At 31.8% G+C, this 14149-nt stretch carries 16 protein-coding genes; 5 read left to right on the top strand and 11 right to left on the bottom strand.

What is annotated here, in order from left to right:
• The first annotated feature begins 164 nt into the window (after window positions 1–164).
• The 5 genes from Q4Q39_RS13170 (at window position 165) to Q4Q39_RS13150 (ending at window position 4736) form a co-directional block, all read left to right on the top strand.
• Window positions 165–1070, top strand: coding sequence for a NifU family protein (locus Q4Q39_RS13170; protein ID WP_303282974.1), 906 nt, complete (start codon window positions 165–167; stop codon window positions 1068–1070).
• Window positions 1071–1151: 81 nt separating this feature from the next.
• Window positions 1152–1352 (top strand): dodecin family protein, encoded by a 201-nt coding sequence (locus tag Q4Q39_RS13165; RefSeq protein ID WP_303282973.1) that lies wholly within the window; start codon window positions 1152–1154, stop codon window positions 1350–1352.
• A 76-nt stretch (window positions 1353–1428) separates the two neighbouring features.
• Entirely contained in the window at window positions 1429–3534 is a 2106-nt protein-coding gene (locus tag Q4Q39_RS13160; protein ID WP_437439777.1) for a thioredoxin domain-containing protein, read from the top strand.
• The gene (locus Q4Q39_RS13155) at window positions 3531–3884 is read left to right on the top strand and encodes a DUF1304 domain-containing protein (protein WP_303282971.1); all 354 of its coding nucleotides are present in this window, start codon (window positions 3531–3533) and stop codon (window positions 3882–3884) included. Before Q4Q39_RS13160 ends, Q4Q39_RS13155 begins: the two co-directional genes overlap by 4 nt.
• Window positions 3885–3920: 36 nt before the next feature.
• Window positions 3921–4736, top strand: coding sequence for a mechanosensitive ion channel family protein (locus tag Q4Q39_RS13150; RefSeq protein ID WP_303282970.1), 816 nt, complete (start codon window positions 3921–3923; stop codon window positions 4734–4736).
• On the opposite strand, the gene tsaB is transcribed toward Q4Q39_RS13150, so the two are convergent.
• From tsaB to Q4Q39_RS13095, 11 genes are all read right to left on the bottom strand, one after another.
• Window positions 4733–5404 (bottom strand): tRNA (adenosine(37)-N6)-threonylcarbamoyltransferase complex dimerization subunit type 1 TsaB, encoded by a 672-nt coding sequence (gene tsaB, locus Q4Q39_RS13145; protein ID WP_303282969.1) that lies wholly within the window; start codon window positions 5402–5404, stop codon window positions 4733–4735. The genes Q4Q39_RS13150 and tsaB overlap by 4 nt on opposite strands.
• Entirely contained in the window at window positions 5404–6876 is a 1473-nt protein-coding gene (locus tag Q4Q39_RS13140; protein WP_303282968.1) for a TolC family protein, read from the bottom strand. The genes tsaB and Q4Q39_RS13140 overlap by 1 nt, the downstream gene beginning before the upstream one ends.
• The gene (locus Q4Q39_RS13135; RefSeq protein ID WP_303282967.1) at window positions 6854–7978 is read right to left on the bottom strand and encodes an efflux RND transporter periplasmic adaptor subunit; all 1125 of its coding nucleotides are present in this window, start codon (window positions 7976–7978) and stop codon (window positions 6854–6856) included. The genes Q4Q39_RS13140 and Q4Q39_RS13135 overlap by 23 nt, the downstream gene beginning before the upstream one ends.
• 12 nt (window positions 7979–7990) lie before the next feature.
• Window positions 7991–9235, bottom strand: coding sequence for an ABC transporter permease (locus Q4Q39_RS13130; RefSeq protein ID WP_303282966.1), 1245 nt, complete (start codon window positions 9233–9235; stop codon window positions 7991–7993).
• Between the two features lies 1 nt (window position 9236).
• Window positions 9237–10466 carry an ABC transporter permease gene (locus tag Q4Q39_RS13125; RefSeq protein WP_303282965.1) on the bottom strand — a complete coding sequence of 410 codons (1230 nt, stop codon included), beginning with the start codon at window positions 10464–10466 and terminating at the stop codon, window positions 9237–9239.
• A complete protein-coding gene (locus Q4Q39_RS13120) occupies window positions 10459–11160 on the bottom strand; it encodes an ABC transporter ATP-binding protein (RefSeq protein WP_303282964.1) in 702 nt (233 codons plus the stop codon). Before Q4Q39_RS13120 ends, Q4Q39_RS13125 begins: the two co-directional genes overlap by 8 nt.
• A gap of 89 nt (window positions 11161–11249) precedes the next feature.
• Window positions 11250–11468, bottom strand: a complete 219-nt coding sequence (locus tag Q4Q39_RS13115; RefSeq protein WP_303282963.1) for a hypothetical protein — start codon at window positions 11466–11468, stop codon at window positions 11250–11252.
• A gap of 9 nt (window positions 11469–11477) precedes the next feature.
• Window positions 11478–12014 carry a DUF420 domain-containing protein gene (locus Q4Q39_RS13110; protein ID WP_303282962.1) on the bottom strand — a complete coding sequence of 179 codons (537 nt, stop codon included), beginning with the start codon at window positions 12012–12014 and terminating at the stop codon, window positions 11478–11480.
• Window positions 12015–12107: 93 nt separating this feature from the next.
• Window positions 12108–12851, bottom strand: a complete 744-nt coding sequence (locus Q4Q39_RS13105) for an SCO family protein (RefSeq protein ID WP_303282961.1) — start codon at window positions 12849–12851, stop codon at window positions 12108–12110.
• A gap of 77 nt (window positions 12852–12928) precedes the next feature.
• A complete protein-coding gene (locus tag Q4Q39_RS13100) occupies window positions 12929–13642 on the bottom strand; it encodes a hypothetical protein (RefSeq protein WP_303282960.1) in 714 nt (237 codons plus the stop codon).
• 124 nt (window positions 13643–13766) lie between these two features.
• A complete protein-coding gene (locus Q4Q39_RS13095) occupies window positions 13767–14147 on the bottom strand; it encodes a cytochrome C oxidase subunit IV family protein (RefSeq protein ID WP_303282959.1) in 381 nt (126 codons plus the stop codon).
• Between the last annotated feature and the right edge of the window lie 2 nt (window positions 14148–14149).

Genomic DNA, 14149 nt, shown 5'->3' with positions numbered 1-14149 from the left:
ATTTCACCTCAAGTAGATTTTGGTTAAACACTAATAATTTGATGTTTATAACTTTAAAGGTAAAGATAAAATTCCCCATCATTTATCTTAAACTATAAGTCATAGAACTCAAATATATAGATAACTACGTTTTCTTTTAGTATTTTTGTAAAAAATTAGCTAAAATGAATACTTTCAAGGTTTCTGTGCAAGAAACATCCAATAATACGATTGTTAAATTTGAATTAAATCAATTTATAACAAAGCATCAAAGCTTTGAATTCAATAATATAGATGAAGCAAAAGCGTCACCCTTAGCTCAGCAATTATTTTATTTACCATTTGTAAAAAAGGTCTATATTTCTGGAAATTTTGTTGCTGTTGAACGTTATGATATAGTTGAATGGAATGATGTTCAAGATGAAGTTGCAGAACAAATTGAAGGGTATCTAAACGATGGAGGTATCGTCATAGAGGAAGCTTCTTCTGTTACAAAAAAAGTACCTGTAACAGTCTATGCCGAAAGCACTCCAAACCCTTCCGTTATGAAGTTTGTTACTAACAAAAAAATAGTAACGACTCTTTTTGAATTCACATCTATTGATGAAGCAAAGTTATCGCCATTAGCAACAGAATTATTTCATTTTCCTTTTGTAAAAAGTGTTTTTATAGATGAAAATTATGTATCTATTACTAAGTATGATATTGCTGAATGGCAAGATATTACAGTACAAGTTCGCGAGTTTATAAAACACTATATAGAAAATGGTAAAGAAGTCGTATTACCAAATGCCGCGGAAACTTTACAAAAAACAACAACACAAGTAGATGATCATTTTGAAACATTGGATGATACATCAAAAGAAATAATAAATATTCTTGAAGAGTATGTAAAACCAGCTGTAGCTAGCGATGGTGGCAATATTCAATTTATATCTTACGATGAGAATACCAAAAACGTGAGTGTTATGCTACAAGGTGCATGTAGTGGTTGTCCTTCTTCTACATATACATTAAAAAGTGGGATAGAAAATATGTTAAAAGAAATGCTACCAGGTAAAATAGACATGGTGGAAGCTATAAATGGTTAAATATAGGTGACTTTTTTAATTAGCATGTGTCAAAGTAAATAGCGACTCTTAAAGCGTATTATTTAACTTAAACATTAAACCATGTCAGTATTAAAAGTAATTGAAGTTTTATCAAACTCAGATAAAAGCTGGGAAGATGCCACAAAAAAAGCAGTAAAACATGCCTCTAAAAGTGTGAAAAACATTCGTTCTGTATATATTCAAGATCAAAGTGCCATTGTAAAGGATGGTGAGGTTACTGAATTTAGAGTAAATCTTAAAATCACATTTGAAGTGAATTAAGTTTACTTTTATTTTAAAACATAAGCGTTCTGAAAGGAGCGCTTTTTTTATGCTTAAATTTCGCTAACTTTGATGAATGAAGCATTTACAATTATTTTTATTCATTATTTTAATAATAAGCTGCAAAGGTCAGAACACAAAATCTATGGAACACAAATATACCAACGACCTAATACATGAAACAAGTCCATATTTATTACAACATGCCCACAACCCAGTAAATTGGAATGCTTGGAATGAAAATACATTAGCCAAAGCTAAAGCTGAAAATAAATTATTATTAATTAGTGTTGGTTATGCTGCTTGCCATTGGTGCCATGTTATGGAGCATGAAAGTTTTGAAGATAGTTTAGTTGCTCAGGTTATGAATAAAAACTTTATTAATGTAAAAGTTGATAGAGAAGAACGCCCCGATGTCGACCAAGTATATATGAATGCTGTTCAACTTATGACAGGAAGAGGCGGCTGGCCTTTAAATGCTATTGCTTTGCCAGATGGAAGGCCAATTTGGGGAGAAACTTATGTTCCTAAAAAACAATGGATGAGTGCCTTAGAGCAAATCTCGAAATTATATGTAGAGAAACCTGAAAAACTTTACGAATATGCAGATAAACTGGAACAAGGATTAAAAACTTTAGACATAGTAACCTTAAATACGGACGAGCCCGTTTTTGAGAGTGATTATATAGCTAATGCCATTAAAACATGGTCTACGCAGTTTGACAATAGTCAAGGTGGTATGAATAGGGCTCCAAAATTTATGATGCCCAATAACTATCATTTTTTGTTAAGATACGCCTATCAAACAAATGATGAAAAACTTCTAGACTATGTTAATTTAACACTCAAAAAAATGGCCTATGGTGGCGTTTTTGATCAAATTGGTGGTGGTTTCTCAAGATATTCAGTAGATGAGAAATGGCACGTACCTCATTTTGAAAAAATGCTTTACGATAACGGGCAACTAGTAAGCTTATATTCAGATGCTTATCTTATTACTAAAAATGAATTGTATAAAGATATCGTCACGGAAACTTTAGACTATATAAAAAGAGAAATGACTACCGAAAATGGTGCATTTTACTCGTCATTAGATGCAGATAGTAATACTCCAGAAGGCGAATTAGAAGAAGGCGCGTTTTATGTTTGGCAAAAAGACGAACTAAAAACACTTTTAAAAGAAGACTATGAATTGTTTTCAGATTACTATAATATTAATAATTATGGGCTTTGGGAACATGGTAATTATGTTTTAATTAGAAAGGACGATGATGAAAAAATCATCAAAAAGTATGATTCAACAAAAGACCTTTTAACCAAAAAGAAAAAGCAATGGAAGGACGCTTTAACAACCGTTCGCGATAAACGTTCTAAGCCTCGTTTAGATGATAAAACACTTACTTCATGGAATGCTTTAATGCTTAAAGGCTACGTTGATGCTTACAGAGTGTTTGAAGATCCTTCTTATTTAGCTTCCGCTGAAAAAAATGCTACTTTCATAATTAAAAATCAATTGCGAGAAGATGGTGGTTTAGACCATAATTATAAAAATGAAAAAAGTAATATTAACGGTTATTTAGAAGATTATGCTGCCACTATTGATGCCTTTTTAGCGCTTTATGAAAACACACTAAATGAAACATGGCTTACTACTTCAAGGGATTTAGCTAATTATGCTTTCGATCATTTTTTTAATGATGAAAGTAAAATGTTTTACTTCACATCAGATGAAGATGAATCTTTAGTTACAAGAAGCATTGAATACCGAGATAATGTCATTCCTGCAAGTAATTCTATTATGGCAAAAAACCTTTTCAAACTATCTCATTATTTTGATAATACACATTATAGTCAAACAGCCATGAGCATGTTAAATAATGTAAAACCAGAAATGCAGGAATATCCGTCGGGCTATTCAAATTGGTTTGATTTAATGCTCAATTATACAAATCCGTACTATGAGGTTGCCGTAGTTGGAAAAGATGCAAAAAATAAAATTACCGAATTAAATCAAACGTATATTCCTAATAAGCTTATTGCCGGTAGTACTACAGAAAATAATTTACCTTTATTAGAAAACAGATACAATCCTGATAATACGCTTATTTATGTTTGTGTAAATAAGGCATGTAAACTCCCCGTATCTGAAGTTAATAAGGCCATAACACTACTAAAAGAATGACTTTTATAACCATTTTATTAATTGCGATAGTTGCTTTTGAGCATATTTATTTTCTTGTTTTAGAAATGTTTTTGTGGACAAAGCCAAAAGGTATAAAAGCCTTTGGATTAAAGTCCAAAGAATTTGCCGAAGAAACTAGAGTGTTAGCTGCTAACCAAGGATTGTACAATGGTTTTTTGGCTGCAGGACTTATTTTTTCCATTATTCTAAAAGATACAACACTTGCCATTTTTTTTCTTATTTGTGTGACTATTGCGGGTATCTATGGGTCTTACTCAACAAAGAAAATAAAACTATTTTATTTCCAATCGGTTCCCGCTATTTTGGCTTTAATAAGTTGTTTCTTTTAAAAAATTATTAACCTTTAATTTTGAAAATTAAATACTATGAATTTAGAAAATATTGAAGTAGAAAAATGGCTTGATCTAGCTCTAGAATATGGACTTAATATTTTAGGTGCTATTGTTATCTGGATAATTGGTTCATGGGTCATCAAAAAACTTATGAAAGGCACTAAAAAAGTGATGTCAAAACAAGATTATGACGAGAGCCTTCAAAAGTTTTTATTAAACCTTATCGGTTGGATTTTAAAAATTATTTTAATCATTGTAGTTCTTGGCACCGTAGGCGTAGAAACGACCTCATTCGCTGCCATTATAGCAGCAGCTGGTTTAGCCGTTGGGTTAGCATTACAAGGCTCTTTAGGAAATTTTGCTGGTGGTGTTTTAATTATGATTTTTAAACCCATTAAAATTGGTGATTTAATTGAAGCTCAAGGTGAAATTGGTGTAGTTAAAGAAATTGAGATTTTTACAACTAAGTTAACTGGGTTATCTAATAAAGAAATTATAATCCCCAACGGTTCTTTATCTAATGGAAACATTATAAATTATACCACCGAAGGGACACGACGTGTTGATTTGGTTTTTGGTGTGGGATACGATTCTGATATTAAGAAAACTAAGGATGTTTTAATGGGGGTTCTAACGGCTCATTCAAAAGTCTTAAAAGATCCAGAACCGGCTGTAACAGTTATTGAATTAGCAGATAGTTCAGTAAATTTTGCCGTAAGACCTTGGTGTAAAACCGAACATTATTGGGATGTTTATTTCGATGTTACTGAACACGTTAAAGAAGCTCTCGATGCTGCTGGTATTGAAATACCATATCCACACCAAGTTGAGATCCATAAAGACGCTTAAACAGATTTAGGCTTTAAAGCCACAAAATCTTTTAAATAATAAGGTTCAAAATAAGCGACATCTTCTATGTCGCTTATTTTATATTTATTATATGCCAAATGGCTCATTTCGTTTGCTGATGGTAATTTATCATCAATAAAAACAGCGTTTGGATGCTTGATTAATGTTTTTGCTTTTTCAACACCATTTCCAATGAAGTAAACAGATCCTTTTTCTAAATAATCTTCAAAAGAATTTTCATCTAAAATTTGAGCTTGGGTATCTCTTACTTGATTATAATCAGCATCAAAAATAGCAGAATACACTTCCATTCTTCTAGCGTCTAACATAGAGATAATAACACCATTATCACAAGTAACCTGATGCGCTAAAGCTTCTAAGGTTGAAACAGAAATTAACGGTTTATCTAAAGCAAAACAAAGCCCCTTTGCCGCTGAAACTCCAATTCGTAAACCCGTATAAGACCCAGGGCCTTTGCTTACAGCTATGGCGTCTAAATGTTCTGATGTTATTTGAGCTTCTTTTAAAAGGTCTTCAATATAAATATGAAGTCTTTCGGCATGTGAATAATTTTTATCGTAATCTTCTTTTAAAACTACTGTTTCTCCTCCTTTTGAAAGTGATACCGAACAGTTAGTTGTTGCCGTTTCTATATTAAGTATTAACATTAATCTAAATTTGTTATAGGTATTCCAAAATAAAATTCTAAAACCTTTAATTTAAAAATATAGTCATATTTGGTACGAACTACATCACTTTGTGCTTGTTCAAATCTGGCTTGAGATTGACTAAGATCAAATGAATTTAATAGCCCAATATTATATCGTTCTCTTGAATAATTAAAAGCTTCTTCTCTAGCATCAATAGTCTTTAAAGCTGCTTCGTAAGCTTTTAAAGCTCCTTTTGAATCATTTAATGCTTGATAAACTTCTGTTTCAAGATCAAGATTAGCTTGCTCCAATTGATTTTTAGAGCGCTCTAAATTAATACTATTTCTTTTAACATTATTTTTAAGAGAAAACCCATTAAATATTGGAATATTTAAACTCAATCCAAATGAATGGCCATCATTTATACTAAACTGATCCAACAAAGCATCTGGCCCACCAATAATGGATGTTGATGTGAAATTTGGTGACAATACAGCCTCCCCGGTGCCTTCAACAAAACCTATAGTAGTGTTAGTTCCATCTGGAATTCTATCAACACCAAGAATTCTATCGCTATAGGATGCTCTTGTATTATATCCATAAAAGGCAGAAAGCGTTGGTTGCAAACTACCTTTAGCTAATTTTAAATCATAATCAGCTAATTTAACACTAGCTTCTGCAATTTTTAAATCGTACCTATTTTCCTTTGCTTTTTCTATTATAACCTTTGAGGGTTGACTCAATACCGTAGTTAAGGGGACATTATATTCTACCTCCACTATATCGAAATTTTGATAATCATCAATTAGCAAAGTTTGGGCCAAATTTATTTTAGATAATAAAATTGAATTCTCGGCATTTACAATTTGTTGTTCCTGAGAGGCAAGTGTTGCCTTTAATTCTAATACGTCGCCTTCTGGCAAAACACCAGCTTCAACCAATTCAATGCCCCTTTTCAATTCCTGATTGGTTACTTCATACTGAGCTTTTTGAACCTTTAGTTGTTCTTTATTAAACAATATTTGTAAAAATGAATTTGCAACGAGAAGTGAAATATCGTCTTTCATATCTGAAAGTCGGTATTGACTTGCTAAAATTTCCAAATTAGCCCTATGTAACTGATTTATATTTCTTAGCCCACTATAAATTGGAACATTTGACGATAATCCTATAGATGTAAATTGAGTTGTTTGATTTTCTAATAAACCTGTTGTAATATTTTGATTAAGACCAATATTCCATGAATGTGAACCAGAAGCACTTAGTGTGGGCAAAAAATTACCAATAGCCCCCTTTTTGCTCAACTCACTTAATTCTAAGTCTAATCCACTTTGCTTTATAGAGATATTATTTTCAAGTGCATGGTCTACACATTCTCGCAATGTCCATTTTTTATCTTGTGCAAAAGATGACATCACAAAAAACAACATGCACACTATTAAACTATGTTTCATCTGTCGTTTCAAATTAATCATTATTCTCTTCTTCATCTTCATTATCTTTTGATGCTTTGTTCCAAACTTTGACTTTATCACCTTCCTTTACACCCTTGGTAATTTCAACATTAATACCATCCGAAAGACCTATTTTAACATCTTCTTTTTTAAACTTATTATCGCTATTTAATATTTCGACAAAAGGCTTTTCTGTAATTCTGTTATATTGTACTAACGCTTCTCTAATGGCTAAAACACTATCCTTACTTTCAATATCTATTTCTGCATTTGCGCTGTAGCCAGCCCTTACATTTGTGGTTGAGTCTATAGTAACATTTGCTTTAATTGTAAATTGAACGGCTCCATTTTCTTCTTTTCCTTTGGGAGCTACAAACGTTAACTTAGCGGGAAACTCTTTGTCGTTAATAGCTCCAAGGATCACCTTTATTTCTTTTCCTTCTTCTAATTTACCTACTTCTGCTTCATCAACTTTCCCTTCAAAAATCATAAGACTCATGTCTGCAATGGTTGCAATGGTTGTTCCTTCATTAAAATTATTACTCTGTATAACTTGATCGCCTTCTCGAACTGGGATTTCTAAAATAGTTCCTGCTATTTGTGCTATAATATTTGTATTTGCAGAGCTACCTCCTGAAATAGAGCCTCTCTTAATAATTTGGTAATCATTTTGCGATTGCGCTAATGATTCTTTTGCTTGATTGTATGACAGCTCGCTGTTTTCAAAATCCTGAATAGAAATAACCCCTTTATCAAATAATGTTTTATTTCTATTGTATAATACTTTAGCATTATCGAAAGATAACCTCGCAGTTGCTATTCTACTTTTTGCACTTACTAAACTTTGCTCATTAGGAACTACTCTAATCTTAGCAATTAAATCGCCTTTTTTTACAATGTCGCCTTCTTCAACTAATATTTCATCTACTATCCCAGAAATTTGAGGCTTTAATTCAACCTCTTCTTCAGGATTTAATTTCCCTGTTGCAACTGCTTTTGTATTAATAGAGGTATAAAAAGGCGTTTCAACTTTATAATCTACAACATCCTTTGAGTTTGCTTCTTTAAAGTATTTTAATACCCAAGCTAATAGTATGATTGCTACTATTATCAAAATAATTCTTACTGTCTTGTTCATTTTTTTGATTATTTATTCTTCTCTTAATGCTTCTATTGGTTTTATACTTGTCGCTTTAAATGCGGGAATTAATCCGATTAAAGTTCCTAAAATCACTAATATTACTAATGCTATAAATACAACGGCTATCGATACTGACGCATTAACGATAGCTGCATCGTCTCCTTGTCCAAAAGCAGAATCTAAGCCTATTAAAATCCACCCTCCCGTTATTATTCCAACGACACCTGCTAATAATGTTAAAAAAACAGCTTCAACAACTATTTGTCTTTTAATTTCAAATGGTGTGGCTCCTAATGCACGGCGTACACCTATTTCTTTGGTGCGTTCTTTTACAGTAATAAGTAGAATATTACCAATAGCAAATACACCCGCTATTAATGTTGCAATGCCTACAAACCATGTTAAAAATTGCATTCCAGTTAAAAAGCCTGTTACTTTAGAAAATTCTTTACCTAAATTAAAACTTCCGAAAGCACGCTTATCTTTTGGGTGAATTCTATTTAAATTTTTAAGTAATAGTTTAGTATCAGCTTCAATTTGCTTAATATCATATTCTGGCTTTCCGGTTATCATCATCCAACCTATCTCATCCCCTCTATTATATATTTGCTGAAAGGTTGTAAACGGAATATGCATATCTGTCGATGGTCCCATATTTACATTCCCATTCTTAAATATGCCAATAACTTTAAAATTCATACTATTAATCTGTACATATTCTCCAACAGCCTTTTCCTCTTTTTCAAACAATTGTTTATAGGTGTCCTCTGATAATAGAACCACTTTTCTATTAAGATCTATGTCATTTTGATTGATAAACCTTCCGTGGATTAATTTTTTCTTTTGTACTTGATCTAGTAAGGGATAATCCCCTGCCATTTGAAAACTACCTGAAAGAAACTTTCTAATAACTGTTGCTCGATTCTGGTTTCTTGGAACAACAAATTCTATTCCTTCAACATTTTCTTCTACTTTTTTTGCATCAGATAATGATAATCTGACCTGTCTACCTTCTTGAAATCCTTTAAAGGGTTTACTTGTATTTTCTCCCCAAACAAAAACACTATTAGTTGCAAAATCACCAAATAAACGATTAAATGAGTTTTCCAACCCTCTAGCCGAACCAAGTAGTCCAATTAATAATAAAATCCCCCACCAAACACCTACCATGGTTAGTATAGACCTTAGTTTATTTTTACTAAAGCTATCGTAAACTTCTTGCCAGGTATCTCTATCAAATAAAAACTTAAACATATTAATCGTTTCTTAGTGCTACAATAGGTTTTATTTTTGATGCCTTTTTTGCGGGTAAATAACCTGCAATAGCTCCTGCAATTATTAGAGTAAGAGTAGCTCCAACAACCAAACTATTACTAACACCTGGGTCTTTTATAAAATATGTTTTTAGGCTAGGTCCTACCAATTCCAATACACCTACTCCTAGTAGCAACCCAACATATCCAGCAATGGCTGTAATTAATATAGATTCTATTAAAATTATTGAGACAATCGATCTAGGTGATGCACCCAATGCTTTACGAATCCCTATTTCTTTGGTGCGTTCTTTTACAATAAAAATCATAATATTACTAACACCTACAATACCAGCCATAAGTGTTCCAAAACCAATAACCAAAATGATAACACTTAACCCAAAAGTCATTTGACTAACAGCCTTGGTTCCTTCTGCCATATTACGAACTCTTATAGCTCGTTGATCACTTTTAGCTACAGAAAAACGATCTTTCATTTTTCTAGTAATTAGATTTCCAAAAGATAATGCTTGATCATAATTCATCTCTGGGTTATAAGTCAAATTTATTTGATCTATGTAATCATTATTACCATAAATGTGCTGTGCTGTAGAAATAGGCATATAGATTAGACGTTCTTCATTATCGCCTCCATCATCTGTAAAAATGCCAACAACTTTGTATTGAATTCCACTAAGGTTTATATACTTACCTAAGGCTGTTGTTTTTAAAAATAGATCTTCTTCTACTAATCTACCTATAACAACAACTTTGGTTCTATTTTTTACATCATTCTGATTGATGTACCTGCCTTCTTTTATCTTAGTTTTTTCCAAAAACTGGTGGTCTGGGTGGACCGCTCTTAAATTATAACCATTTTGTTCATTTCGATACGATGCTTGTACATTTCTATAAAGACGGGCCGTAATAAACTCTACTTTATTTCCAAACTCCTCTTTTACATAATCAAAATCTTCATTCTTGAATTTAATACGTCTTCCTGCCTGTAAACCCTTATGAGCTTTTGTTGTTTTACCTGAATTTATAAAAATTGAATTTGTAGCATCATCTATAAATGCTTCAGCAAATGTATTTTGTAAACCATTGGCTATACCAAATAAAATAGTAAATAATAGTATCGCAAAGGCCACTGTAAAACCAGATAATAAGCTTCTGGTCCTGTTCATATTAATACTTTGAAATATTTCCCGCCAAAGGTCTAAATCAAACATACTGTTCTGCTCTTACCTGTTCTACCTTTTTGTCTTCCATAATCACCCCATCACGCAAGCGAACAATTCGTTTGCACATATTGGCTATATCTTCCTCATGCGTTACCATTAAAATGGTTTTTCCTTCATCATTTAATTGTTGAATAAACGCCATGATCTCATAAGAGGTTTTTGTGTCCAATGCTCCTGTTGGTTCATCTGCTAATAACAGCTTAGGGTTTGCTGCCAATGCTCTAGCTATGGCAACACGTTGATTCTGCCCTCCCGAAAGTTCTTTTGGTAAATGTTGTGCCCAATCTGCCAAGCCCACTTTTTCTAAATGAAACATGGCTTTTTCCTGACGTTCCTTACGTTTCATTCCTTGATAATATAGAGGTAGTGCTACATTTTCTAGAGCATTCTTATAATTAATAAGATTAAAAGACTGAAAAATGAATCCTAAAAACTTGTTTCTATATACTGCTGCTTTCTTTTCGGTAAGATCTTTTATGAGTAAACCATCTAATATATAATCGCCAGAATCTGCTTCATCTAACATACCAATAATATTAAGTAGTGTAGACTTACCTGAACCTGAAGACCCCATGATTGCTACCATTTCGGCTTCTTTAACTTCGAGGTCAATACCTTTTAAAACATGTAAACTAGAATCACCTATTGGATAGGATTTGTGCAGTTGATTAATTTTTAACATTTCTCGATTGATTAGAGTAAGCCTTTAAGCTTTATAGTTAGACTTCAAAGACAAAGAAATGTTACAAAAATTATTCCGAAAAGTTTTTATTATTTTTTTAACGTATTGTATTTCTTATAAATGAAGTACCCTAATCCTCCTACAAGAATGTACGGTATGGCCATTAAATATACAATACCGTCATTAATACCTTCTGCTGCTGTCTGCCCTTCTTCACTTTCTAAGACAGCACGACACATAGCGCACTGAGCATTCGTCTCTAAAAAAAAGAGGAAAGAAAAGACAAAAAAGAGAATTTTACTTTTCATAATTAAGACTTAAATATAGTAAGGTGAAATCATAATATAAACAACAACTCCCGTTACAGCTACATACAACCATAGTGGAAATGTGATTTTTGCTATTTTTTTATGTTTCTCTATATTATTAGTGATCCCTCTTACATAGGTGATTAATACAAAAGGAATAACAATAATTGACAATAGTATATGCGTTAGCAAAATAAAATAGTAAATATATTTAATAGCGCCTTCTGCCCCAAATTTAGTAGAATCGCTTGTCATATGATAGGCTACATACATGACTAAAAATAATACCGAAAGTATAATTGCAAACTTCATTAATCTTTCATGAGCTACTCTATTTCCTTTTTTAATTTGAAACACAGCTAATATTAAAACCAACGCTGTAACTCCATTTATTGAGGCATAAATTGGTGGTAGAAATGTTAATGGTTCTACATTTGGAATTTTCACACCAAATAAAATAGCTACAACTACTGGTATTAATATAGATAAAGCTACTATTAACTTGTTGTATTTTTTATCGTCTATACTATTACTATTTTCAATCATAATTTATTCTTTATCTAGATTCTTCGATAAGCTTTGCTTGCTACCTTCACACAAAATATATTTTGTGATCGGCAATGCTCAGAACGACATTAATTATTCATTAAGTAACTTCTTAATATCTTCTTTTAGTAGGCTAATTTCTTCTTTCACACCCTCGTCATCAACTTGTTCTGCTTCAGAAACGATACCTCTATAATAAATAATAGGGTTACCAAAATTGTCTTTTCTCGATCTAATGAATCCATTTTTATCAATTAAAGCAAAATTACCTGAATGCTCAAAACCTCCTAATACGTCTTCTTCTTCCGCAGTGTATAAATTGAATCCTTTGTTTGATAGTTCGTAAATGGTTTCTTGATCTCCAGTCATTAAATGCCAATTAGGGTTTGTAACACCATATTTATCAGCATAAGCTTTGAGAACCTCTGCTGTATCATGGTCTGGATTTATAGTGAATGATGCCACTCCAAAGTCATTAAAATCTTTAAAGGTATTTTGAATTTGAATTAAGTTCGCATTCATTCTCGGGCAAATAGTTGGGCATGTCGTAAAAAAGAACTCTACGACATAAACCTTACCTTCATATTCTTTATTAGTTATGGTTTTTCCATGTTGGTTTGTAAAAGAAAAAGCTGGTACTTTTTTAGGCTCTCCATTTATCTCGATAAAAGCTAAATCTGACACAGCTGCCTTTTTATCATCTGCAAAATCACTTCTACTTTCATTTCTAATAATGTCTTTATTATAAATTCTGTCTACAATTTTGGGTATAAAAATAATACCAAAAACCAGAATGATAAACGCAATTCCTATATATGAATAATTCGTTTTTTTCATTTAATTAATCTTTTACATTCCCTTGAAAAAGGGAATCTTTTTATTTCACTATTCCTTCAAGGACAGGAACTTATATTTTATTTTTCAGCTTTTAAATCGCTCGCTCTCCTTGTATCAGAGTTAAATTCTCCTTTTCTTTTCTGTCTATATTCAGTAAACAAAATGCGCATATCTTCACTCATTTTATTCTTTACTTCTGCAACTTCAATACAATCATAAGAATTTAAACCATAAACAGGTTTATTCTTTTCAAGTTCATTATCTGTTCTGTCATCAATACGTCCGCGTTGGTTTAAATCTTTATCTATTATAAACACATGATCTGTATCTAAATTTTCAGAAAGATCCATTTTACTTTTTAAACTGAAAAACAACTTCTGGATATTACTAGGTTCACCAAAAATAAAATGCCAAAACCTTAAATCTTCATACGAGCTAATTTCCGCTTTAAGTTTATCTACAGCATCTTCTGTACCTTTAGGCATCACTATGACTATTTGAAACCGTTTAAAACCTTTAAACTTATCGTAAACCAATTCTTTTAAATTAGATGCAGTGGTTGCTTTATTTAACGGATTATTACCTAAAAAGCCTAATACTGTAATATGATCTTTTAAAAGGATTTGTTCTTCAGAGTCTGAGGAAAATTGTTGTAAGTCTACAACCGATTCATTAATGATATCTAGCGGTGTATAATTATGGGTTGCAGGGTATAAAAACAACAAAAACGTTACAGGAAGAAAAAACAAAACTCCTAAAACGATATACCGACTTACTTTCTTGTAATCCATCAAATAACAATGTTTCTATAAAAAATATAATGTTTGCAAAAATAAAAAAAGACGGTTTAAAAACCGTCTTTATATCTCTATTTAACACTTTGTTTTAGCTCAATAAAGGCTCTAACAAATTTAGTTAAAAATCTCTTTTTATAAATCCATCTTTATATACATCGAAAACGTAACCGCCTTCTTGTAATAAAATAAATATTAAATATAGAATTAAGAATATTGCAGTCCATACCACCATACGTCTTAAAGCTTTTACTTCGTCACGCATGTGCATGAAATCCCAAGTAATATAATATGCTTTTACAATCGTTAAAATAATGAATATCCAGTTAAGTGCTTTCATTCCTAAAACCTGCCCCATTAAAGACTCTGGTTTTAAAATACCTAATACAACTTCCACTATTGTTACAACCGTTAAGAAAATTAAAACACCCCAAATTTTTTGAGTATTTGATTTAAACTTAACTAAACCTCTAAATATTTCTAATTTATGTTCGTGTGCCATTT

This window comes from Flavivirga amylovorans (assembly GCF_030540875.1).
Taxonomy (GTDB): Bacteria; Bacteroidota; Bacteroidia; order Flavobacteriales; family Flavobacteriaceae; genus Flavivirga; species Flavivirga amylovorans.
This window is presented reverse-complemented; position numbering and strand designations above follow the sequence as displayed.